This is a genomic window from Deltaproteobacteria bacterium (assembly GCA_016210045.1).
Classification (GTDB): Bacteria; UBA10199; UBA10199.
In genome coordinates this window covers 1-25642 of sequence record JACQUX010000018.1, presented here as the reverse complement: position 1 = coordinate 25642, position 25642 = coordinate 1, and the positions used below count along the sequence as shown (strand labels likewise).

Annotated in this window: 14 protein-coding genes; 8 read left to right on the top strand and 6 right to left on the bottom strand. The window is 61.4% G+C overall.

The window, feature by feature from the left end:
* Window positions 1-13: 13 nt before the first annotated feature.
* Window positions 14-4141 (bottom strand): hypothetical protein, encoded by a 4128-nt coding sequence (locus HY696_05420; GenBank protein MBI4237842.1) that lies wholly within the window; start codon window positions 4139-4141, stop codon window positions 14-16.
* 332 nt (window positions 4142-4473) lie between these two features.
* On the opposite strand from HY696_05420, the gene rplU reads away from it, so the two are divergent.
* The 6 genes from rplU to preA are packed head-to-tail and all read left to right on the top strand — an operon-like array spanning window position 4474 to window position 9895.
* Entirely contained in the window at window positions 4474-4788 is a 315-nt protein-coding gene (rplU, locus tag HY696_05415; GenBank protein ID MBI4237841.1) for a 50S ribosomal protein L21, read from the top strand.
* Between the two features lie 15 nt (window positions 4789-4803).
* Window positions 4804-5076, top strand: coding sequence for a 50S ribosomal protein L27 (gene rpmA, locus HY696_05410; GenBank protein ID MBI4237840.1), 273 nt, complete (start codon window positions 4804-4806; stop codon window positions 5074-5076).
* Window positions 5077-5109: 33 nt separating this feature from the next.
* Window positions 5110-6147, top strand: coding sequence for a GTPase ObgE (gene obgE / locus HY696_05405; protein MBI4237839.1), 1038 nt, complete (start codon window positions 5110-5112; stop codon window positions 6145-6147).
* Window positions 6148-6195: 48 nt separating this feature from the next.
* Window positions 6196-7242 carry a hypothetical protein gene (locus HY696_05400; protein MBI4237838.1) on the top strand — a complete coding sequence of 349 codons (1047 nt, stop codon included), beginning with the start codon at window positions 6196-6198 and terminating at the stop codon, window positions 7240-7242.
* Window positions 7243-7302: 60 nt separating this feature from the next.
* Entirely contained in the window at window positions 7303-8637 is a 1335-nt protein-coding gene (locus tag HY696_05395) for an FAD-dependent oxidoreductase (GenBank protein ID MBI4237837.1), read from the top strand.
* A gap of 7 nt (window positions 8638-8644) precedes the next feature.
* Window positions 8645-9895 (top strand): NAD-dependent dihydropyrimidine dehydrogenase subunit PreA, encoded by a 1251-nt coding sequence (preA, locus tag HY696_05390; protein ID MBI4237836.1) that lies wholly within the window; start codon window positions 8645-8647, stop codon window positions 9893-9895.
* A 6-nt stretch (window positions 9896-9901) separates the two neighbouring features.
* Here the strand turns inward: preA and HY696_05385 are convergent, their stop codons facing one another.
* A complete protein-coding gene (locus HY696_05385; protein ID MBI4237835.1) occupies window positions 9902-12517 on the bottom strand; it encodes a hypothetical protein in 2616 nt (871 codons plus the stop codon).
* 567 nt (window positions 12518-13084) lie between these two features.
* Between HY696_05385 and HY696_05380 the strand changes: the two genes are divergently transcribed.
* Window positions 13085-14344, top strand: coding sequence for a TolC family protein (locus HY696_05380; protein ID MBI4237834.1), 1260 nt, complete (start codon window positions 13085-13087; stop codon window positions 14342-14344).
* A gap of 13 nt (window positions 14345-14357) precedes the next feature.
* Entirely contained in the window at window positions 14358-17504 is a 3147-nt protein-coding gene (locus tag HY696_05375) for an efflux RND transporter permease subunit (GenBank protein ID MBI4237833.1), read from the top strand.
* A 16-nt stretch (window positions 17505-17520) separates the two neighbouring features.
* Here HY696_05375 and HY696_05370 read toward each other — a convergent pair whose 3' ends face one another.
* The 4 genes from HY696_05370 to HY696_05355 form a co-directional block, all read right to left on the bottom strand.
* Complete coding sequence (locus tag HY696_05370; protein MBI4237832.1) at window positions 17521-20994, bottom strand: GHKL domain-containing protein; 3474 nt, start codon at window positions 20992-20994, stop codon at window positions 17521-17523.
* Window positions 20995-21154: 160 nt separating this feature from the next.
* Window positions 21155-22714, bottom strand: a complete 1560-nt coding sequence (locus tag HY696_05365; protein MBI4237831.1) for a hypothetical protein — start codon at window positions 22712-22714, stop codon at window positions 21155-21157.
* Window positions 22629-23534, bottom strand: coding sequence for a hypothetical protein (locus tag HY696_05360; GenBank protein ID MBI4237830.1), 906 nt, complete (start codon window positions 23532-23534; stop codon window positions 22629-22631). Before HY696_05360 ends, HY696_05365 begins: the two co-directional genes overlap by 86 nt.
* A gap of 361 nt (window positions 23535-23895) precedes the next feature.
* Entirely contained in the window at window positions 23896-25368 is a 1473-nt protein-coding gene (locus tag HY696_05355) for an NCS1 family nucleobase:cation symporter-1 (protein MBI4237829.1), read from the bottom strand.
* Between the last annotated feature and the right edge of the window lie 274 nt (window positions 25369-25642).

Here is a 25642-nt window from a genome sequence, read left to right as displayed (position 1 = left end):
TATAAGATGTGCGCTACGCATTCAGTTCCGGCGGCCGCAGTTCGGCGTGGCGGGGGTGTAGAGGATAGATCCAGCCGGTGATCGGATCGACTTCGATGTTGACGGTGTTTGCGATCGTCCGCATCACCGCGCGGAAGTGGCTCATGGTGGCGTCTACGCCTTGCAGGATTTGCAATGCCTCCTCGCTGTTGCCCCGCAGCAAGGCTTCCAGACTTGCGGTGAGTGCCGCGTCGAGTTCCGCGATGATTCCGCCGAGTGGCATCACGTTGGCGCCGCAGCGTTGCAGCACAAGCAGAAAGGCGTGGCAGTGGCGCGCTTGATAGAAGACCACGTTGTAGAAGTCGAACAAATCTTGCGGCGTCACTTCGGTGCCAGTCTCCGGCAGTGCGCCCCAGCCGCGCTCCACATCGATCACGTGCGTCTTGCCGTCGAGCGTCGGCTCGACCCAGCCGCGATCGAGTCGCGTGACACGGCGGTTCAGCAAGATCGCCATCAGCGGACGGTTCTGTAATACGAGCGTGCCTTCCACGACCGGAGGGAAGCGCCGTTGCTCCAGCTGCGGATGGTGTTGCGGTTCGGCCGCACCGGGGAACGCGCCGCCATTGGCCATCATGGCGTCCGCGGCGAGACCGGCTTCGGCCATGGCGGCTGCCATCATAGGCCACCAGTCGCGTGGGGCAGTCAGCAGCGCCTGTTGCAATTCCGCCGGGACCTGGTGGGCAAGTTGCGCCAACATCGCCTGCGCCGCAGCGCGATCGTAGCCGTTCATTTCATTTTGCACGACAACCGGACGCGGTTGGCCGCGAGGCCATATGACTGGCGCCTCCGCGATGGGCGCGGGCGCGTGGAGTTCTACGGTCAGCGGTGGGGTTGCGGCGATGTCATCCGCCGCTGCATTGTCGAAGTCCAACACGAATTCGATTTCCTCTTCTGCTGCATCTTGCGGCGCAACAGGTTGTACGGCGGGCGGCTCGGGACGTGCTGCAGGCTGCGGGCGAAACGGTCGGCGCTCCGCCCGTTCGCGTGGGCGGGCCGGCGGTTCCTCGTGATCGATCGCGTCCTGTCCGGCCGCAAATTCTGCCGCTTCCAATTCTGCTGCGAGGATCGGCCATCGCATGCGCCCGTCCGGTTCATCGCTGGCGATCGCGACGCGTGCTAATTCATCGGCGGCGGCCGCGTGCTGCCACAGCACGAGGAACGAAACCGTTGCTTGGTTTTCCGGAGCGACACCACGATGCGGCGGGAAGTGAAATCCCGAATGAAAAATTGAGACGCGTCCAAATCGTGCCGGCAGCGTGAGTGCTGGATAATCGCGGCGCCCGATGGCGTCGATCAGGTCGACGCGATTGCTTTGCAGACTGGCATTATTCATCAACAGCACGGCGCCGAATCCGGCCTGCTCGGCGGCCGGCGGCAGCTGGCGCTCGATCTCGGCCAAGAAAGCGGCGTAATCGATCGACCATTCTGGCCGTGGTTCCAGCGCGATCACGAGTACGGTCAGCGACGTGCCGACAATGTGTACGCGTTCGAAGTACAGCGGGCCGACGAAACGCTGTTCGGTGACCATCCGCATCATTTGAAAATCGGGCGAATCAATTGCTGCGCTGCGCGTGCAATCGTCTGCCACGAAGTGGAGAAAACGATCCGCCTGACTGCGTGATGGGACGCATTCCACGGCGACAGTGCGCACGATCGTGGCGTCGCCCTGTTGTAGCTGGTGCGCCAGCGCTTGCTGCACGCGCACGATCGCGGCGAGCGCGTTCGCCGCGTCGTCGGTCGCGGTCGGGAGTGTGATGCCGCAGCGTTGCGCCGCGTCGGCGAGCCGATCGCGCAACAATTCTTCCAGTGCCCGCGCGCCGGCGAGCCACGCCTGCGTGCCGAGCCGTGGAAGCTGAGTCCGCAGCGGTCCGATCGTTTCGCGTAATCCGGCGGACTGTGCGTCGCTCCAGGCGTTTCGGACCAACGCCAAGCGCAGCCATTCCGCCACGCCGGTCCGCGTGCGCAGCGCGGGGTCAGCCCACAGCGCTCCGGCCTGTTGTGCGATCCAGGTGTCGAGTGTTCGTTGCGACGGGCGTGGTCCGAGTCGGTCGCGCAATCCTGAATCGTTTTGGCACAGCTGCTGAGTGGCGGTATAAAAATCCGCCGCGGTGGCGGCCGCATCGATCCAGCCGCAGGCCTCGCGGATATTGCGGAGCAACTCCGCGCGGTCGATTTGCGCCCAACAGGAAGCGACTTCCGGGACCCGCAGCTGGAAAGAAGCGGGGAAGAACGACGACGGCGGCAGTTCCTGGCGGAGGCCCTGCACGAATTGCTCGAAACTGAGTCCTTTCGGTTGGCCGAGCGCTGCGTAGGCCCAACGCTGTTCTGTCGCATCGCCGATGTTGCGCAGTGCCGCACCGCGCCGATAGCCCTCGACCGCCTTTCCTGCGCGTGCCAAGAAGGTCTCGCTCCATCCGGCCTGGCCGTACTGCGCCCAACACCACGTCTCCCACGGGAGTCCGGCGTGGGCGTAACGCGCAACGACCAACAGCGCGCGGTCGGTGCGCGCGGTTGCGAAGTCGAGGAACACTGGGGCGCTGACCCGCGCCAATAGCATTGCGACGATTGGCAACGGCAATTGATCCAATCCGTATTGCTCGACAAACTGGGCGGTGACTTCCATCCGTTCATGGCGTTTGAGAAATTGCGCAAACAGGCGACATTGGTCTTCGAACTGCTCCCGTAAGAATCCGGACGGTCGTTTCTGGCGCTGCCGGATCAGCCGCAAGAAAAACATCCGCGCATCTTGTGCCGAACTCTGGCCCAACAGCCGTGCGATCCGATCTGCATCGGTGAGCGGCGGCGGTTCAGGTGCCTGCGCGCCGAGGCCGAATACGGCAAGGATTGCGTTCTCCGGCAGTTCCTGTCTGGCGCGCGTCGTCCGCAGCCCTGCCTCACTCGCAATGCCCGCGAGTCGCTGCAGGATCGGCCCCCGTTGGCTGGGCTTCACGCGCGGCCAACATTGTTCCAGCAACGGTAACAACCGGGAGAGGGTCTGTGGGCCCAACAGTGCCGTCATTTCATCGACCAACAGCGGCAAAGATTCATTCGGGATCGCGGCGCCCAGTGCGAGCAAGTGGCTTGGCACCAGCGCCCGCGCATCGATTTGGAACAATGTGGTCAAGACGTGCAGCCCCGGGCCATGCCGTTTGCCAGGACGGAGCCGTGGCAACAGCTGCACGATCGCCTGCGCCACGCCGAGCACCTCCGGTCCGTGCAAGCCCGGTTGCAGTCGCCGGACGACAGTCAATGCCTCGCCGCCGTGAAAGAGGTCTAGTACCGGCCGCAATTCGCGTCCCATCACCGCGTCGCCGGCGATCCAGGTATCGAGCAACGGCAATACGGCGCCTAACCGTTCTCGCGCGGGGAGTGCCGGGAGCAGCGTGGCAGTCATTACGGCATAGAGCAGTCGCTGCACCAGATTGCCCGTTTGCGCGCGACAGGCGGGGAAGAGTGGGACGGCTACTGCGGAATCGAGCGTGCGCAACAGCTCGCGGAGGCGTTCTAATGAGCGCACTAAATAGTCGATCGCCGTCGCTTGGGCCAAGTTGTCTCCCACGCGAGGCGATTCCGGAGTCTCCGCAGTCCACCGGAGCGAGCGCACCACGGACGTACGCAGCTCGGCGACCTGCAGCGCAAATTCTTCTCGGATGGCTGTTGGAACGCTGGCAACAGAGATCAGGGCAGGCGGCACCAAGGCGATGAGACGCTTTCGCCAATCGGGCGGCGTCCCGATGAGGTCGCGCAGCACCCAGGCCAATTGGCGAGCCACATCGGTGCTGGGGAAATAATGGCGCTCCAGCAAGTCGATCGCCAGTTGCTGTCGCCCTGCGGGTGGTAATGCGTCGATCACTGCGCGCATCGCGATACGTCCCCGATTGGTGCGATGGAAATCGCTGCTCAGGATGTCGCGCATCGCCGCATGGGCCCGTTCCGTGGGCGACGTCGGCGGGCGCGGTGTGTCGTCTGCGGGTGACGTGCGTTGCCGCCAGCGATGGATCACTGCCACGGCGACACCGACAGCCACCGCAGCCCCAACGCCCAATGCGATCCAGCCGGTGTCGGTCAGTCCCGTCGCACCGCCCCATGCCTCAATCCCCAACGGATAGACGGAAAAGTTCGCACTCCAACGTCGGGCGATGGGCTGGGACGGTGATGTCAGTAAGGAAAAATCCGTGGAGGAATCTGGCCGTGGGTTTGAGCATGGTCCAATGCGGGCACCGCTCGCAGCCGGGCACAACCGCCGTTGCCGAGGGGAAGAGGGGACTCGCCGTCCCAAGACCTTTGTCCCGAGCCGCACGCGCATACGATCCCCCGATCAATGGGACGGTCATCATCACGCCGCACCCGGCCTGTCAACGTCTAATGACGCGGTCCTTGACAACCCCACCGGATTCACGATAGCAGCGCTCCCCTACAACCTTTGAGGTCATTATGTACGCAGTCATTGCCACAGGTGGGAAACAGTATCGGGTCGCGGAAGGGGATCGCTGCCGATTCGAGAAAGTGACCGGCGAGGCAGGCCAAACGCTCACGTTCGACCAGGTCCTGATGATCGGCGGCAATGGCAGTGACCCGAAGATCGGCACCCCGCAAGTTGCCGGGGCCACGGTCGAGGCCGAAATCCTCCAGCAAGGCAAAGCGAAGAAGATCCTGGTGTTCAAGAAGAAGAAGCGGAAAGGGTATCAGAAGCGGCGAGGGCATCGGCAGCAATTCACCGAAGTGCGGATCACGAAGATTGCCGGGTAGTGAAAAGGGACTGTTATGGCGCACAAAAAATCGGGCGGGTCATCTAGGAACGGGCGGGACAGTAACGGTCAACGTCGCGGCGTGAAGCGCTACGGCGGCGAAGTCGTGACCGGCGGCTCCATCCTGGTGCGCCAATGCGGCACCAAAATTCACCCGGGCCTCAATGTCGGCGTCGGCCGCGACTGGACGTTGTTCGCGAAGGTCCCCGGTCGCGTCGAATATTTCGAACGGGCCAATCGTCGCTGGGTCCGTATCGTGCCCGCGATCACGGCCCAACTCGCGAACTAGTTTTCCCTTCCCAAGGCCCAGTATTCCCTCCCCATGCATTTCATTGATGAAGCGGAAATTGAAGTCTTTGCGGGCGACGGCGGCAACGGGTGTCGCAGTTTTCGTCGCGAGAAGTACGTCCCGCGTGGTGGCCCGAACGGCGGTGACGGCGGACGGGGCGGGCATGTCATCGTGCGGGCCGACGAAGGCCTGCAGACGTTGCTCGATGTCCATTTTCGTCGCCAATTTCGTGCGGGGCGCGGGGAACACGGGCGCGGCAAGGAGCAATACGGCGCTGCGGGGGACGATGTCCTGATCCGTCTCCCGGTCGGGACGATGCTGTGCGACGCCGAATCCGGCGCGTTGTTGGTCGATCTGGTCGCACATGGCCAAGAAATGATCATTGCCCGCGGCGGGAAGGGCGGATGGGGCAACTGCCATTTTGCCACGGCGACGCACCAGACGCCGGAACGCGCCGATCCAGGACTGCCGGGCGAATCGCGGCGTCTGCGATTGGAACTGAAACTGCTCGCCAGCGTTGGCCTGATCGGTCTCCCCAACGCCGGCAAATCGACGCTGCTGGCCGCAATTTCCCGTGCGCGTCCCAAGATCGCCGACTATCCGTTCACCACCCTCGTGCCGCAACTCGGCGTGGTCTACGTGGGCCACGATCGGTCGTTCACCGCAGTCGATATCCCCGGCCTGATCGAAGGTGCGCATACCGGCGTGGGGCTCGGCATCCAGTTCCTACGCCATATCGAACGGACCCGCATCTTGTTGCACCTGATTGATGCCTGCGACCCCACCCACCCCGATCCGCTGGCCAGCTACGCCGCGATCCGCCGCGAACTGGAGGCCTTCAGTCCGGCGCTGCTCGAACGCCCCGAAGTGATTGTCCTCACGAAAGCGGATCGCCCCGAGGTCGTGGCCGCGATGGCGGAGGTGCAACTCGCGCTCATCGCCGCCGGGCATCGCGTGATGGTCATCTCCGCCGCGACCGGCGCCGGCATTCGCGAGTTGTGCGAAGCCGCGTGGGCGGCGCTCCAAGTGCCACTCGCGCCCGATCCGGACCGCATTGCGCGTCCGGCGTGAGCATCCTGCACGCAACTTTTTTCCTCGTGTCGTCGATAGAGAGAGTAAATGCGAGCGACATCACCATTACTGTATCGCGGACCGCGACCGGGCGAGGCGCATCGGCACTTCCCGCAGCATAGCGGCACGGAAGTGCGAGCGCGCTTGAATTATTTTGACATCGAGCCGCAGGTCCTCGATCTGCGGCACTATGCGCCGCCAGTTGCGGGGAATGTGGGATCGACTGCGTCGAGCACGCGGCCCCTCGTTCGCTCGCTGTCGGCGGAGGCCGCCGCTCCGCTGCGCGGCCTCTGGTCGCTGGCCGCGCGCTGTTTGGTCCTCCCGCACCACGTATGGCCGTGGCGGCGGTGGGATAATTGGACGCGCGTGGCCGTGGCCTGTGCGGATCGCGATGGGAATTATGCGTTGCGGGATCGCTTGACGGATGCCCATCTCCGGACCGTTCCGGAGACCAGTTGGATGGCTCGGCACCGTGGACGGATCGGGTTTCGCGAAGGGACGCGCGCGGTCGCGAGTGGCCTGCTGCTGCTCGCATTGGATCATCCGCGCGCGCTCGATGCGCTGCAGGCCGCCGCGGCGGCGTTGGAAAGCAGCATCAGCGGATTTCGCGCCGACGTGGCGCGATTTGTGGCGCGGGAGACGGTCCGCAACGGCACTGCGCCGCGACCGGCCGATGCGTTGATCGATGGCTCGTCCCACCAAGGTATTTTTATTTGGGACTGTTTCATGCTGTCGCACGAACTGTTGGCCGACGCCGCCTGTTCGCGTCTCGCAGCGCCGGAAGATGGGCTTTCCGCGGCCGAGCGAAGTTGGTTGCGCGGCGTCGTGTCCGCGTCGCTTGCCCTGGCGGAAGAGGTGGCCCGCTATCGGCTCGACGTTGTGACCGCGTATGTCCAGCGCGGTTGCTATTGGGCGCTGTTCGGATCGGCCACGGAATTGGCCGCGCGAGATGCCGCAGCGCCGCCGTTTGCGCCACTCGCCGTGCCCGATGACAGCCGCCACGCCGAGGAAGGACACGCGTTGTTGCGCCGTTGTCGGGGGGATCTCCCGCGGATCGTGGCGAAACGTGGTCGTTGGGATGCCGCCGCGGCGTGAGTGCGAACGCTGCGGCGAACCCAATTGCATTTGCCCCGCATTCATGATTGGTTGCGGCCCATGTCTGACGCTACCTTGTTGTCGATCCCGCCCGACGATGTCTTGCAGGCGGCCTTTGCCAAGCAGAAACCGCGCCTGAGCGCGCGTGCCGCGCATTTTGAGGCGTCGCGTTGTCTCTTTTGCCACGATGCCCCCTGCGTGCAGGCCTGTCCCACCGGTATCGATATCCCGATGTTTATACGCCAAATCATGAGCGGCGATGCGATGAACGCGGCGAAGACGATCTTCACTCAAAACATCTTGGGTCGCTCGTGTGCCGATGTCTGTCCGACCGAAGTGCTCTGCGAAGGCGCATGCGTCTACAACGCACTCAATCGACAACCGATCGAGATTGGCCGTTTGCAAGGCTATGCCACCAATCTGGCGATCACGCAGCAAACGCGTTTCTTTACTAAAGGGCGGCCGACCGGTCAGCGCGTCGCCATCGTCGGCGGGGGGCCGGCGGGACTGGCGTGCGCGCATGAACTCTGCGTGTTGGGCTATGAACCGGTCGTGTTTGAAGCGAGCGCGGAGGCCGGCGGACTCAACGCTTACGGCGTCGCGCCGTACAAATATTCCAACGAGGAATCCCGCGCGGAAGTCGCGTATCTGGCGCAGATCGGTTTCGAGATCCGCACCAACACCCGTCTCACTGCCGCCGCGATCGCCACCCTGGAATTGGACTTCGCTGCTATCTTCTTAGGTATCGGCTTAAGCGCCTCGCGCCGTTTAGGCATCCCCGGCGAGACGCTGCCCGGCGTCGTCGGCGCGGCGGAATTCATCTATCGGCTGCGCGAACAGGCCCAGCGCATCGCGGTGGGGCGGCGCGTCGTCGTGATCGGCGCCGGCAATACCGCGATTGACGCCGCAGTTGAAGCGGCCAAGCTCGGCGCCGAGGTGCAGCTGGCGTATCGACGCACTGCAGCTGACCAAAGCGCCTATACATTCGAAGTGGAATTGGCGCAACGGCACGGCGTTCGTTTCGAGTACCTGACCTCGCCGGTCGCGATCCTCGGCACCGACTGTGTCACGGGCGTGCGTTGGGTGCGCAATACGATCGACGGCCACGGGCGCGCGAGCGCGGTCCACGCAGTGGCCGGTTCGGAATTCGTCACGGCATGCGATCAAGTCATTTGCGCGACCGGACAGGAAAAGCAGCGGGAACTGTTTGCCGCGCTCGATTTGGCACTCGAGCGCGATAAAGTCTTGGTGAACGCCGACTTCCAGGCCAGCCGCCCACAATACTTTGCCGGCGGCGATTGTGTGAACGGCGGCAAAGAAGTCGTCAACGCCGTCGCCCACGGTCGCGACGCCGCGCGCGGTATCGATCGTTTTCTCAAACACACGAAAATCTGAGGTCGTCATGACGGATCTGCATTGCAACTTCGCCGGCATTACTGCTCCCAATCCTTTTTGGCTCGCGTCGGCACCGCCGACCAACACCGGCTACCAAGTCGCGAATGCGTTTCGCGCCGGGTGGGGCGGGGCGGTCTGGAAGACGCTCGGGCAACCGATTGTGAACGTTTCGAGCCGCTATGGCGCGATCCATTATCGGGATCGGCGCATCATGGGATTGAACAATATCGAACTGATTACCGATCGCCCGATCGACGTGAACTTGGCCGAAATGGCGGCCGTGAAGCGCGAATTTCCGCAGCATGCACTAATTGCGTCATTAATGGTGGAGAGCAAGGCCGAGTGGCACGACCTGATCGCGCGTTGTGAAGACGCCGGCGTCGACGGCTTCGAGCTGAATTACGGCTGCCCGCACGGCATGTGCGAACGCGGCATGGGTGCGGCGGTGGGGCAGAATCCCGACGTGATCGAAAAGATCACCAGCTGGGTGATGGAAAAGGCCACCAAGCCGGTGATCGTGAAGTTGACGCCGAATATCACCAGCATCACGGCCGCCGGCTTGGCCGCGCAACGCGGCGGCGCCAATGCCGTCTCGCTGATCAACACGATCAATTCCGTCACCGGCGTGAATCTCGACACGATGGAACCAAATCCGATCGTGAACGGGGAATCCAGCCACGGCGGCTATTGTGGCCCGGCGGTCAAGCCGATCGCGCTCAACATGGTTTCGGAGCTCGTGAATCATCCCGATTTCCATTTGCCGATCTCCGGGATCGGCGGGATCGAGACCTGGCGCGACGCAGTCGAATTTTTCCTGATGGGCGCGAGCACGGTCCAAATCTGCACGGCCGTCATGCATTATGGCTTTCGGATCATCACCGACCTGTGCGCCGGCTTCGCCCAATATCTGCACACGCACGATTTCGCTGACCCCACGCAACTAGTCGGCATTGCCGCGCGGAAACTCCGTCCGTGGGAGGCACTCGATTTACATTACAAGGTCATCGCGCAGATCAACGCCGCGACCTGCATCGGGTGTCAGCTTTGCTACAGCGCGTGCGAAGACGGCGCGCATCAGTCGATCCGTTTAGTGGAAGGGAGTCGCATCCCGCAGATCAAAGAAGATCACTGCGTCGGCTGCAACCTCTGCAGCCTCGTCTGCCCGGTCGACCAGTGCATCACGATGCGCCGCGTCGACGACGCCTCCCGCCGCATCACCTGGAAAGACCACCCCGCCAATCCGCAGCGGTCGGGCTAAAGCGGTTTACGGCGCTGCTTCCACGATCAACAACGGGACACTGTTGTACGCGCCGAAGTTGCCGATGATCTCGTCGTGCACACTCAGCGTGCGGTGCAGCGTGATGTTGCCGTAATAGTTGCCGGCGAAGCCCGACGCATTCAATCGATTGCCGAGCAATCGGACCGGCATTGCCGCAGCGCCGATGCGGAGGCCGCGGGTTGACGTCTTGCTATCGTACGTAATCATCCGCAGACCTTCGACACTGATTGATCCGGCGTCGCTGCGCACGCCATCGCCTTGGTTTCCCTCGAACCAGCCTTCCTGGAACGTGATCGCCTGCGGCACGCCGCGCGCGGTCGCTTCAATACGCACGGCATCTCCGGTGTTGAGTTCTGCCCAGAGCCCGACCGTCGTATGGTCCAGCGCCGCGCCTCGGATGACGACGCCGTCGCGATTGCTCATCGCCCGCAATGCGAGTGCCATGACATGGGCCGTGTCCTCAAACCACCATCCCACGCCGGTCTGGGCGGCATCGCTACTGCTCGAGACCATCGTCAGATCCCGACTTGCCAAGACCCGCACGCCGGTTGAAATCGCGCCGTGCACTGTCACGCCCCGCAATGTGATTTCCTGGCTCCCCACGATCTCTAACCCGATCGGACTGGTCGTGGCGTCGATCTGCACTCGTTCGATCTGTACCCCCGCCGCATTCTGTACTCGTAACACGCTGGCCCCGCTCAGTGCCGTACCGCCGGCACCGACCGGCGCCGATCGGCGCAATATGCCCCAATCGCTGATGATCCGCACCGATCCGACCGGCGAGCCGGATGTCGCGCCACCGCCCGACGGTGTGCCAGATAGCACCAGCGTGGTCCCGATATGAAAGATCCCGCGAGGAATAAATACCGTCGTCGCGAGGCCCTGCTGCGCTCGCTGCCCAGCCAGGTCCAACGCGGCTTGGATCGCCGGGCCGTCATCCAGCCCATCGTCGGAAACCGCACCGTGGAGGGTAATGTCGATCGGGGTGGCGAGGCTCGAAGCGGCGGCGAGAGGGGCTTTTGCCACTTGGGTCAGCAACGCCGTTTGCACGGTATCAGCGGCTGGGGGCGGTTCAGTCGCCAGCTCCAGCGAGAGCGGCGGCGACGCATCTACCCATTGCACCGGCGGTTCCTGCGGCGTGGTGCCGATCGTATTTTTCAGAAACGAATAATGTTTGACGGCGGTGACGGCGGCGATCGCCGCGAAACCAGGATCCTCAGCCGGCTCGATCCGATTTCGACTGATGAAAGCCCCATTGGCCGCGCTGAAAAGACGGATCGCGCGCGCCGCCGCCGGATCATCGGTGTCCGTGCTGCCCTCACGCGTCGATGCAATCGTCAGATCTGTGAGGTTGACTTCGCCGGCATCGATCGACAAACCGTCGCCGCTGTTTTCCGTGATGCGGCCACCACGCAGACTGACGGCATCGTGTCCGGCCAGCGGTTGTGCCGAGAGCAGCGCGCCGGCTCCCCGGTTTCCATGCGACCAGACATCATAGAAATGGCATCCGCCGGAAAAGGGGACATTCTGCTCCATTGCGCCGGAGATCGCGAACCCGTGGCCGCCGTTATGCACCGCCGCACACTGTTCGCAGATCAGCCCGTTGTCCCCGCTCAGTCGCCACCCGTGTCCGCGATTGCCCAATGCCACGATCCGCCCGAAATACGGCCCGGTGCTGGTGCGGATCGCCAGGCCATCCCCGAGCGCGCGCATCACGATCATGCGTTCCATGCGGCTGACTCGGCCACCGCCGAATTTGTAGGTCTCGAGGCCGTGGATCGCCTGCTCGTTCGCATCCAAGATCAGCCCTTCGACTTGGAGAAAGCCGGCGATGTTGACGGAGAGGACCGAGGTGAGTGGTGCGGCATTGACCGGTAACGTGACCCGCAGCGTGGCCCAATCGCCCAGCACTCGCAAGACCTGGTATGGGGCGTAGCCTCCCAACGAAATCGTCAGTGGCTTGGAGATTTGATAAACGCCGCGCGGAAAGTAGACGACGGGCGTCCCTTGGGCCGATATTTTTTTCGTGGCATTGATCCCCCCTTGCTTGATCGCCGTGTCGATGGCCTGCTGGATCATCGCCGTGTCGTCGATCCCGTCATCGGGGATCGCGCCGAACGTTGTGACATGCACTGGCTTCGGAGTGTCCACGATGATCGGGCGATCCAGTTGCAACAGCGCGTGCAACAGCGTTTGCCGCTCGTCCGCTTCGGTGACCGGAGCGGGGACACTGTCGGGTGGGGGCGGAGTGGCAGGAGATACAACGGGCGGGTCCGGCGATGACGGGGGGGGCGGCGTCGGTGGAATAAGCGGCGACGCGGTCGGCTGTGGTTCGCTGGGCAGCGGCGACGAGAATGTCGCAGGGTCAACCGTGCTGAGCGGCGTGTTCGGGGCGCTGGGCACGGTGATTGGGAGCGCGGGGTCCGGTATTGGTGGCGGCAGCTCGGCTTCCGGCTGATGGGCAGGTGCGTTGCGATTTTCCACCGGCTGCGGCAATTCCGCCCGAGGAGTCTCAACTTCCGGTGCGGCCCCCTGGCAGGACAGGAGGGTCACTGCGCAGATGGTGATCCAACCGCGGTACCAGTCCAGTCGCGGTTTCATCACTCTTGAGACACGCAAGTTCCGCGCCAGCTATGCAGGACTTACAATACGGTCGGTTACGACGCCGTAATGGTTTCCATTCTGAGAAAGCGCTCGGCCACCGTCAAATGTCGCCCAGGTTGCAGGTTACATTCGCAGCGGGCGGAGTCTGTCTCTAAGGCCCTCCGGTGGTAAGCGTGGACTTCGCCGCACTTTTCTTATATGGCGGTGTCAATGTTGTGGTTCAGAAACGGTCTGCGTTGCATTGCGATACTGCTCTTTTTCGGCATGGCTGGTGCGTCGCTGGAAAGTTCTTTCTGTTGCGCCGATAAAGCGGCCGGATCGTGTGCCGGTGCGGATTGTTGCCTACAGTGCCGAAGCCTCCACGTCTCCAGTCTTCCCCAACCCGTGACCCTGCGGACGCCGGCACGTTCGGACAGGCGTTACTTCCAGATGTCTCCCGGCGGTCTCCACGACGAGTGTTTCCCTTCCCGGATCGAACGGCCGCCGATCGCCTGACGGCACTTGCGGTGTCGGTAGCAGCCGTCGTGTCTCTGTGCGGACGACGAACAAAATAAGGACGATGCGATGATACGTCATTCGTTTCGTATCTTGATCCTATTCTTTGCAAGCTCCACGCTGGTTGCGAGCGGCGCGCAGGATGTGCGGGCGAATTCCTGCGATGCAATCGTGTCGGCCCAAGATATTCTCCAATGCGCGCTGGGCCGGCATCCCGACGTGATTCACGCGCAGGCGGAGACGGCGCGCGACACGCAACTGGTGCAGATCGCTCGACAGCGACCGAATCCGGAGCTCCAAGGCCGCGTGCTGGGAGGGCACAACACCGGTGCAATTCGGTGGAGCAGCGAGACTGCTTTGTTGCACACCGTAGAAGTCGGCGGCAAACGGAGGGCCCGGATTGGTCAGGCGAGGGCGCTGGTCAAGCAAGCGGGCATTGCCGTGAAGCGCAATCAAGAAGCCGTAGCGCTGCAAACCGTGTTCGCATTGTATCGACTCCGGCAGATCAGGTTGGAGTTGGAACGGGCCGAGGAAACCATCACGACCTTCAGCAAGCTCCTCGCTGCGCTCAATGCCCGGCCGACACGGACACCGGAGCAGGAAGTTTCCCAATCCTCGTTTAGGTTGGCCCGGGAAGCGTACACACTCAAACAGATTGCACTGATTCAGGAACGCGCCGGGATGATGGCGTCGCTGGAAGCGGCAACCGGGATTCCCGGCCGGACGATTGCGCGCCATTTGCCGAAGCCGGCGCGGTGGCCCCAGTCGCCCAGCGCGATGGAGCCAGCCCCACGCTCCAGTGCCTCGCTGGAGTTGGCACGTTCCGAGCAGCAGCTGTCCGCATGGAAGGTCGCCGTTGCACAATCGAACGCCTGGCCCGATCTGAAAATCGGCCCCAGCGTCGACGCCGAAGCTCAGGATAGCGGTGAAACACGCTGGTTTGGCGGCGTCACGGTTTCCGTGCCGCTTCCGCTGTGGAACCGCAATCGCGGAGAAAAAGCGTTTGCCAAAGCGGATCAGTTACGTGCCCGGGCGAATCTGGAACAGGTCCTGAGAAAAAATGCGGCGGAAAGACTCCTGCAACTGAAGCGCTACCGTGCGGCTGTTCAGGCACTCCGCGCCAGCCGGTCCATCCCAGGACTGGCCGTCGAGCATCAACATTTAGAAACGTATTTTGAAAAGGGTCTGGTGACCAGTGCCCTGGTGATCGAGATCCACAACCAATTGTACGACATCACCAGCACGCGCCACGAACAGGAATTGATCGCCGTCGACGCCCTCTGGCGGCTCTACATCCTCGACGGGAGAGTGCTTGAAGCGAAAATGTAGGCGGAGTCTCCATATGGTGAACGCAGTCATTCGATTTTCAGTCCACAACCGCTGGCTCGTGCTGCTTTTCACGCTGCTTGTGGCGGCGATGGGATGGATCGCCTTTGAACATCTGGCGATCGACGCCGTGCCGGACATCACCAATGTCCAAGTGTCGGTGAACAGTCTGGTGGAAGGATTAGTGCCGGAAGAAATCGAGCGAGCGATTACGTATCCCATTGAAGCGGCAGTGAACGGGATCGCGCATGTGACGCATATCCGATCGCTTTCAAAATTCGGTCTCTCGCAAGTCACTGTGAATTTCGAAGACGGCACGGATATCTATTGGGCCCGCCAGCAGGTGGCCGAACGATTGTCCGCCGTGTTGCGCGAATTGCCGCCTGGCATACAACCACAATTGGGGCCGATCTCCACCGGATTAGGCGAGATCTTCATGTACACGGTGGAAGCGAAACTTCCGCTCACGGGACCGGCGCGAAAGGCTCAACTCATGGAGTTGCGCGCGATCCAGGAATGGATGATCCGCCCGCGTTTGATGACGGTGCCGGGGGTGGCCGGGGTTGATACGACCGGAGGGTACGAGAAACAATATCATATCCAGCCCGACATCAAGGCCATGACGGAATGGGGGCTGAATTTCGAGGATCTTCATGCTGCGCTGGAGGCCAGCAATAAGAACGTGGGCGGGGGATATATCGAACAGGGGAAGGAGCTTCTCCTCGTCCAGGCGGTCGGGCTCTTTGCGTCGGCCGATGCAATTCGAAAGGTCCCCGTCAAGACGATGGAGAATCTGCGCGTCGTGACTATCGGCGATATCGCCAGGGTCGCGGTGGAGAGCGGCTTGCGGGTCGGCTCCGCACTGGTCCGCGGCCAAGAGGCCATTCTGGGGACCGTGTTTCTGCTGACCGGCGAAAACAGCCGGAGCGTGGCCAAGGCGGTCGCCGCACGGCTCGAGGACATCAATAAAAATCTGCCGCCGGGCATCACGATTGAAACGCTCTACAATCGCGCGGAAGTCGTCGATGCGACGTTGGAGACCGTGGTCCATAACCTCCTCACGGGCGCGGCGCTTGTCATTGTCGTGCTGTTGCTGTTGTTGGGCAACTTCCGCGCAGCCGTCATCACGGCGCTGACGATTCCCTTCGCGCTCCTGTTCACGTTTCTGCTCATGAAAGCACGGGGTCTCTCCGGCAATCTGATGAGTTTGGGCGCGCTCGATTTCGGCATCATCGTGGACGGCGCCGTCATCGTGATGGACAACTGCGTTCGTCTGGTCCACGAACGAGTCAAAGCACGCGCCCGTCCTTTAACCGACAAAGAACTGCAGGAAACGGTAGTCGATGCCACCATCGAAACGCGGAAGGCGGCCGGGTTCGGACAGTTGATTATCGTGTTGGTCCTGCTGCCCGTCTTTGCGCTAACCGGGATCGAAGGGAAAATGTTCCAGCCGATGATCGCTTCGTTTTGTTTTGCCCTGCTCGGCGCGTTGTTTTTTTCCTTCACGACCGCTCCGGCGCTTGCGTCGCTGTTGCTGAGCGGCAACGCGGCGGAACAGGAGCCTTGGTTGATGCGGGCCATGCGCCACGGCTATCACGGTTTGCTGTATTGGAGTTTGAATCGCCGGACGGTCGTTCTGTCGGGTATCGGCCTTGTCTTGTTGACAGGGCTCGCGCTGTTTACTCGGCTGGGCGCCGAGTTCGTTCCCCAGTTGAATGAGGGGTCGATCGTCGTGATGCTCCAGCGCGACGTCAATATCAGCATGAGCGAAGCGGTCCGCATGCAGGAACATTCGGAGCGTGTCATCATGCAATTTCCGGAAGTGGCGAACGTGTTTTCGCGGACCGGCACCGCCGAAGCCGCCACCGATCCGATGGGGATTTATCTGACCGATACGTTCGTGATGCTCAAACCGCAGCGCGAGTGGTCGCAAATAGACGGTCATCGCCGCAGCAAAGACGCGCTGGCTGCTGCGGTCGTCGAACAGCTCAGAAGTGAAATTCCGGATCAGGAACCGATCCTCACGCAGCCGATCCAGATGCGCTTTAATGAACTTCTGGAAGGGACGCGCGCGGATGTGTCGGTGAAAATTTTCGGCGACGATCTGAACCTGTTGTTGGAACAATCCGAACAGGCCGAAACGCTCTTAAAAGCCATTCCGGGGGCCGGTGATGTGGAAGCCGAGGTTTCCGAAAAATCAAAGCTCTTACAGATCGTTCCGAACCACGCGCTGCTCGAAAAGATGGGCATTCCCGTCCAGACCGTCCTTGATACGGTGGCCACGGCGATCGGCGGATTGGACGCAGGCACGTTGTACGAAGGCGCGAGACGCTTCCCCATTGTGATCCGCGTGGGCGAACAAGAACGTTCCGATATCGAGCAAATCAAGCAACTCCCGGTCTCGATCGGCCCCTATTTGAATGTCCGTCTCGCCGATGTGGCCAATGTGAGGCTGGCGGAAAGTTTCGGACTGATCATCCGTGAAAACACCAAGCGGCGGACCGCCATTCTGCTGAATCCCAGGGGGCGCGACACGGAAAGTTTTGTGCAAGAGGCCCAGGCGACGTTGGAAAAGGCCATCCCGCTTCCTGCCGGCTCCTATTTCGAATGGGGCGGGAATTTCAAGAATCTGGAAGCGGCCAAGGCGCGGTTGCTCGTTTTAATGCCACTGATCCTCCTGCTGGTGCTGGTGATGATCCATCTGGTGTTTCGCAATCTGTTCCAAACGTTGCTGATCTTCAGCGGCGTCCCGTTGGCGATGGTGGGTGGCATCGTGATGTTGTTCATGACCGGCTTGCCGTTCAGTATTTCCGCCGGCGTCGGATTCATCGCCCTCATCGGCATTGCGCTCTTGAATGGGATCGTGCTCGTCAGCTACATCAATCTCTTGCGCCATGAGACGGGACATTCCGGTGTCACACTGGTTTTTCAAGGATGCCTGCTGCGCCTGCGCCCCGTGCTGATGACCGCGCTGGTCGAGATCTTCGGCTTCCTGCCGATGATGTTTTCCACCGGCCTCGGCGCCGAAGTCCAACGCCCGCTGGCCACGGTTGTGATCGGCGGCGTATTCTCGTCTACGGTGTTAACGTTGATCGTCTTGCCGCTGGTTTTTTTGATGTGTGAAAGCCGGTCCGGCGCGACAATAACCGTTGGCGAACGCTGAACAAGGCTATCAAGACTCAACTCGGCAACACCTCCGGTACCTTCAACGGCTCGACGCCGTCGGCGAGCGTCCAGACGGGGTCGTCGGGGGTGTGGATTTTATTTTCGCCCGTGGCGAGGATCACGCGCTTCACGCCGGCGGCCTTCAAGTGCGTGATGACTTGCGCGATCTGCCAGGTGCTGTTCGGGATATTCTTGTCGACGAATGCAAAATCGAACTGCGCGTAATCGGGCGCGGCGGCGGCGCAGGATTCCATGGAGTCGTACGACATTAACGTGCCGATGCCGAGGCGAGCTTGCTCCATCTCCCACGCGAAGCGCACCCCGGAGTCGTCGTCAATGACCAACACGCCCGGGCCGGTGACGGGGGCACCGTCGGTGGACGCAGTAATCTCCGTTGGGCAATTCGCGGCGGCATTCGTGCCGATGGGCTTTGTCGGCATCCACTCCACGACCACGCGCGGGACGGGCTTCGGACACAGCGTGATACCTAAGTCCCGTGTTACCTCGCGGAGCGAGGGCTTCCAATACTCGGCAGTGCACAGCACGAGGTGCGGCACGCCTTGGCCCCGCAATCGGCGGACGATCGTCACACCATCCACTGCACTGTTGTCGAAGTGGTAATCCACAATCACCGTGCGCGGCGGATGTGCGCTGTCGTGCGCCGCAGCAGAGGTCGCGTAGTCCTCCCAACACGTAAATCGTTCGCAGACCACGTCCTGTTCCCACAACAACATCCGCCACTGCTCCCGCATCCCCGGGTCGTCGTCGAGCACGAGGACCAGGCTGCCTGCCTCCACCGGAATCGTGACGACTGTCGGTTCAAGCAACGCCGCCGGCACCGTGAGCGTGAACGTCGTGCCCTGTCCAACGACCGAGGCGACCGCGAGTTGCCCGCCATGCGCGGTGACCACCTCCTGCACCACCGTCATCCCGATCCCATGCCCGTCCGCTTTGCCTTCCGTGTGCCCGCCCTGGAGGATCTTCGCGACCGTGGCTGCACTCATCCCCGGACCGGTGTCGGTTACCTGCACCTGCACGCGTTCGCCCGCCACGGCCGTCCCGATGGTCAGTTGCATCGGCCGCGCCGCCGCCGCACTCTGCATTGCCTCCAACGCATTCTTCAGCAGATTCCCCAACGCCCGCGCCCATCCCGTCCGGTCCCCGCGCAGCACCAGCGCTTCGGGGTGATACGCCTTCACGAACGTGACGCCGTCGCCCAACGTTTGTGCCTGAAATTCTCCCAGCAACTCATCGCACACCTCGTGCAGCGCAAACGGCACCGGCGTCGGTGACGCCCCATCCGCTGGCGCGCCGTCCGCGGCCGCCGGACGCTGCAACAGGTCATTCGCAATCTCCCCCAACCGATGACACCCGAGCCGCAACAAATTCATTGCCTGCCCACTCCGTCCTTCGCGTCCCACCTCTTCCCCCAAAATCCGCCCCGCCACTTGAATCGACGACAGTGGAGAACGGAGATCGTGCGCGACTTGCAGGGCGAGTTTGCCGAGTGCTATTTTTTTTGCATTGTCCTCAATACAGCGAACCAATTGATGGAAGCGATCCGATAATTGCTGAAACTCAACAGTGATAAATGACGGAGTGCTGTGGGGCACAGTCTTTGCGTCCTCCGTATGCTCGATAACCTGCTGTAATTCATGCGTCAGATGCTGTCCCACGCGCCGTGATACTCGGACGGCCAGGAAACCAAACATCGCAAAAAGCAGGATATCGATGCCGATCCGTCGGACGATCGCCCAGACCATGGGTGTCTGATCAAAGTGCATTGTGATTGTTCCGATCGCCCGCGGGTCGTTGGTAGCGAGGCGAATGGGAAACTCCCTATTGCGAACGAATAACCGAGCGCGTGACATTGCCGGACAGGAATCTTGAGAAAAATCCCAAACGGTAAGGCGATAGCACAGGAACGTCCCAGCGGTTTCCATGCGAGAAAGTCGTAGATTGGCCTCGGTGAAACTTCCCTGAGTGAGCGGCTCTCGAATCGATGACACAACGACATCGCCCAGCGTGGATTCAAACTGCCGTTGGGTTTTCGTCATGGCATGAATTGAGGCGATGAGGTCGTACGCGCCAAACGCGACGGCCCCAAGGAGCATACTCATGAGCACGTGGTGGCGCAGGATGGCGTGAAAGGAACGCTGTGCCGACGGCACAAAGGGCACCCGGTTCGCAAGGAATCCCAATAAGCCCGCCGCGAGCGTCAACCAACCCACAACGGTCAAATATGCAGTGGGCGGGGAACCGGTCAGGGCAATCCCTGCGATCGTTGCGTAGATCAGTAGTGCCAGGCTCTCCGCGACACTCAACCACGTTGCACGAATCATCTGTGGCACGCAGGTCTCACATCGCGAGGCGATGAACTGTTGCATCATTTTGCCGGCGATTAGGCCGACGAGCGCAAAGCCAATGAGCATGCTGAAGGCGCTCACCGGTGCCCTGCCGGTGACCATGAGAATGCCGTGGGCTAAGCCGAGGCAGATCGCGACCATCGCCAGAATCCGAGTCATCCGACATACATTGTGATCGGTGATTCGCGGAAACAGAGTCGCCGCAATGCCCATCTCCGCAATATAGTAAGCCACTGCAAATATCGTGGCCGCCGACCACCCGGAGTGTTCAAGATGCCAGAGCACAACGAAGCGTTGCATGATATGCCCCATCAAAAAGAGGGCCGATGCTGCCGCGATAATCCGGCCGAGGACATACAGAAGAAACGGATGCCACGTCGTGACGAACGTGGTTCGCGCTTGCGCCAGATCGCTGCGCAGCTGCGTGCGCACACTATTCAGGACAGTGGCGATCGCGAAAGGCACTAAACGATCGCGCGCTCGTTGCTGCTGTAGGTCGGTGCAGATGCGCACCAGGACGACACCGCGCAATACAAGCACGAATCCACAACTCGCCAGCGAGCTCACTACGATAGCGGTCTCTCCCGCCAAGTGGCCGATCCAACGAATCACGGACACGGCGGCGATGATGACGACGGGCAGGAGGAGCCGAACCCGCTGGGCGAAGCGATAGCTCGCCAGGAAGAGTGGGGGAGGAGTCACCTCACCGTCATTGCGCTCGCGATACCATTCGAGATAGGCGTTCTGATAAGAACCGTTCATCAGTGCCGACGCGATGGCATCGCCGAGGGCCTCAAACGCGAGACAACTCCATGCTAGTCCGACGTGGCCGGCAGCGGCGGTCGCCACGGCCAGGACCATCAGCATCGTGATGCAACACTTTCCCCACAGTGCCACGATCAACGTGCGAGCCCATCCAAATCGATCGGACAGCCAGCCGGTCGGGACCTCCAAGAGCCCAGTCGCCAGCATCTGGAGAAAACTCGAAAAGAGGATCGCGCTGGCGCCAAAACTTGACATCAATGCGACGGCGGCCAGCCCCGTGACTTTAGCAACCAGCGCCGTGCCCTTCAGCAAGCCATCGGTGACGGCAAAGTGACGCAGCGCGGAGTTTTCAAGCATACGAGACGTCCTTTCGAGTCGCGGCATGCCCGGGGAGGGCGGAGCGTCATGGGACCCCATCCATGACGCTCTACAGGACTATCCAATGGCACTCATTCGTCGATGCGAGCTTCGGCAAAGATGTCGAGCTCGAAGACAGTGAGATCGATTTCCATGCTTTTCACCTCCCTTCATTGTCCTGAGTCGCGAAGAAGTAATTTTTCAATTTCGGCGTATAGCTTACCGATGCCACGTGAGCGAGCTCCGGTACAGTGAGCGAGATGACATCGAACTTCCACCCAGGGACCATCACATAATTGTCTATGAGCGCGGCACCGAGATCTTGGTACAATCGCGCGCGTTGATTCCAATCTGTTTCTGAAGAAGCTGCGACATACTTGGGGTAATCTGCGCCAAAGACACTCTGGAGATCGGCGTTGAGACGACTGGTCAGGACAACGAGGAATCCCTCAGGGTCATGGAACCCTCCGGCGAAAGAATACAGGATGATATCGGGTTGTACGTCGGTCAGTTGATCGGCGGTTGCCACTCCGTATTCGGAAAAATTGAACCGCACGCCATAATCCCGCTCGATTGTGGCGAGGTCTGTTGGATCATTCATCAGTTGAATGTTCTTCTTGTTGACGAGGACCGTGAGTCGGACCATCGTCTCGCCGTCATCAGCGGCATGCACGTTGCTGGGGCGCCGGATTTCCGGGAGATAACCGGAGATTCCTTCGGGGACAACACCCGTAGCGGCACGGAATCCCAGCTTGGCCCGTCGTGCCTCAATCAATGTCCGCATTGCTACCATAGCCCGCATTTGTAATTTCCGATCAGAGGCCCGAGGCCCCGCCGGATTCCACCATGCGGAGAGTTGGACGAAATGGTTCACGCGCTGTCGGGTGTAATTGGTCAGCACAGGCCCCGCCGTCGCCTCCACGGATTTGGCCACTTCTGGCTCCAAAAACGGCATTAAATCCGGAAGTGGCAGATGGTCATATTGCTGTTTTTTGGCATCGAAGAAGATCGGGTCCCATTCAGGGATGCGGACGCGACTTCGGTCCCGATAATACGGATTCAGGAGCAACCGCCATCCGTTCTCGTTGCGGACAGCGCGATAGGGGCCGGTACCAATCAGTGGCTCGTCGGAATGCGAATCGAATCTCCAGCCAGCCGGAACAATGCCCAATTGGTCACGGCTGAGTGCCTTGAAGATCGCCACATACGGCCGATCGAGGTGGAGCCTGAGCGTGCGGGGATCGCTCGCAGTGATCGTCGTAATGTGCTCCAAGAACGTGCGTGCTTGGGAGTGCGATGTCAAGTGTCGTTCCAAACTGTATTTGACATCTTCGGCCATGACTGGTTTGCCGTTCGAAAATGTTATGCCCTCGCGAATGATGAACGTGACAGTGCGCGCGTCAGCGGAAATGGTCCATTGCTGTGCCACTGATGGGCTGATATCGCCATCAGGGGCGCTTTCCACCAACGGCTCAAGGATCTGGCCTACGAGGATATGTTCCAAGTAGAGGTTGATATCCACCGGATCTCGCGGAAAGGTATTGGGGAAGAACCCGACCGTAGGAACGTGTCGGGTGACGGTGGCAGGAGAAGCGCTCACGTCCCGCGCGACACTCGGTGTTCGTTTTGGGCGGCTATCGATTTTCATCATCACCACTAAAAGGGCTGCGAGACTGCCGATCACCGCGCAGGCGATCCACTTGCGCTTGATAAACTTCATAGACGAGTCTCCTTCCAAGCGCCGTCAGATCGCCCGGCTGAAAAGTATCAATGGTGGCCTGAAGCAAATCGACATGCCGAGGTCGGCGAGGATCTGCAGTCGCGTTTTCGTGATCGACCATGCGAAAGAGGGCATGGGCCGAGTGCAACCTCCCGATCGACGGACGTTCGCGGCCCTGGAAGGGGGCGTGGACCAGTCGATAGTCCGCCGCGGCCACGATGAGTCGATCTACGAGGTTCAGCAAGAACAACTCCTGATGAGCAAGTTCATGAGCCAGTGATAGTGCCGTTTCTTCGGGCGAGCGATTTAGGCGCAGGAAGATGCAGCCGAGGTAATGCGGGTGAGAGGCTGAACGGAACGGACCCTCGGCAAAGGGCGCGATGGCCTCTATCCACCGGCTCAACGGAGTGGCGGCGGCGATTCGTACGTGCCGATCCAATTGCTGCGTGGCATGTTCGAGCATCTCGATGTCGGCATCCGACACGGCGCAGGGGACGGTGCGCGGAGCCAGCGTGCAAAAGGCAGCCTCCCAGTATGCCCGTTCTTCCACCGCACTCAGCGATGCGACGCGTGACACGATCGCCGTATTGCGTGCCGCTGTGAACCGCATAGCCATCTGATGTGGGAGTGCTGTGCGGCGATACTGGAGCGAGGCCAGCAGAAACAGCGGAAGGCCCGAGTCCACGGTCGTACCGTGTTGTGCCACAGCGTGTTCGAGCGAGTCGCGCAGTGGCGGAACAAGCTGGGTGAAGAGCCATGCGCCCTGTTGCAATGAGCTCAACAGGCCATCCGCAGAGAGTGTGACAGAAGGTGGCTCCATACGAGTCGCAGCGTCCATGTGTTACGCGCCTCCATAAAGTGGCCGCGCACAGGCCTGATCTAAAGCAAGCCACGTGCCACGCCCAGCGCATCACTAACTGCTTGATATTCCAGTGGTGACATTTTGGCATTCGGTAGTGAGTCCAACTTTTGGAACACTTTCGCGTTCAGGAATCGGGACGTGGAACGGATGGCGGGGATGGGAGGCGAAGGGCGGTCAAACTGTGCGTTGAATGACATGAGCGATCTCGCCGGACTCTGAGCACGTCTGAACGACCGTAGTTTGATTCATAGTTCATGAACTTCTGCTGTCAACCGGAAAGGCGCGCGGGACGGCATTGCGGCGCGTGGGGAGCCTCGAATTACGCCACTTCGCTTTGCGCAGCTGCTGTCGTGCGGGCGGCGTTGGTGCGGAGCATGAGTGTGTAGTAGCTGGCGCCGGCGCCGGCGAAGCCGATGAACCAGGCGTAGTGGTAGAGCGCGTTCAGCGTGGGAAAGCGGGTCGCTTCCACGAGGCCGATTTGGGCGAGGAATCCTGGCACATTGGGGAGGACCCCGACGAGCAGCGCGGCGAGCGCGCGGAGGTTCCAACCGTTGGTGTACTGATAGACGCCGTTGTCGCGATAGAGGTCGTCCACGACGAGTCGGCAGCGGCGAATCACGAAGTAATCCACGAGCAGGATCGCGGCGACTGGGCCGAGCAGTGCGGAATAGCCGATTAGCCAAGTAAAGATGTAGCCGGTAGGGTCGGCGACGAGTTTCCACGGCATCATCACGATGCCGATCACGCCGGTGATGTAACCGCCGCGTTTAAAGTTGATCTTTGCCGGCGCCAAATTGGAAAAATCGTTCGCGGGACCAACGATGTTGGCTGCGACATTGGTGGAGAGCGTGGCGATCAGGACCGCGAACATCGACACGGCGACGAGGATCGGGGAATCGAATTTGCGCACCAGCGCGACCGGATCCCAGATCGGTTCGCCGAAGAGCACGATCGTGGCACTCGTGACGGCGATGCCGATGAAGGCGAACATCGTCATCGTGGTCGGGAGGCCGAGCGTTTGCCCGAGCACTTGCGCGCGTTGCGTTTTGCCGTAGCGGGAAAAGTCGGAGATGTTCAGACTGAGCGTGGCCCAAAAGCCGACCATGCCGGTGAGCGCGGGAAAGAAGAACTGCCAAAATTCGTTGCGGCTCGTAAAGCGGGCCGGGGCCGCGAGCATCGGGCCGAAGCCGTCCGCGGCGCGATAGGCCCAGCCGAGTAATGCGATCCCGCAGAGTAATAAGAACGGCGCACAAATCGTTTCCAAATATTTGATCGACTCGATGCCGCTCCAAATCAGATACAGATGGATCGCCCAAAACACCAGGAAGCACGCGAACGGGATCACGCCGACGCCGATGAACGCGGGCATTTGCAGCGCGACATCGGCCGCGGCGGGCCAGAGGGCGAGCAGCAGCGTGTAGAGCGCCGCGCCGCCGATCCAGCATTGGATGCCGAACCATCCGCATGCGACGATCGCGCGCAACAGCGCGGGGAGGTTGGATCCGCGAATCCCGAAGCCGGCGCGGGCCAGAATGGGGAACGGGATGCCGTATTTGGTGCCGGCGTGGCCGTTCAGCAGCATCGGGATCAGCACGATGCAATTGCCGAGCAACACGGTCAGCAACGCGCTCCGCCAATCCATGCCGCCTTGAATGAGCGACGCGGCGATCATGTAGGTCGGGATGCAGACGGCCATGCCGACCCACAGCGAAAAGAAGTGGGTGGCAGTCCAAGTGCGCCGTTCTGCGGGGACCGGCGCAAGATCAGGATTGCTGAGCGCGTTGGGTGTCATGTGCGTTCCTCTCTGCTATGATGTGGCAGGCATCTTAGGGCGCATTTGCAACATTAGATTGCCGTGTCCATTTCCCGGGAGGGGCGCGAGGGGGACCTGCGGGCCGTTCGCCTCGCGTTACGGCGCTCGGCTCACTGAGACCTCGCTCGGTCGCGCTTCAACCCCATCGTACTCCCTCGCTCAGACTCGCCCGCAGGCCCCCCTCGCGCCCCTCCCGGGACCGCGTTCCACTCCCGATGTGTGATCAAGCGTGTTTGCAAATCTGATGACCGAC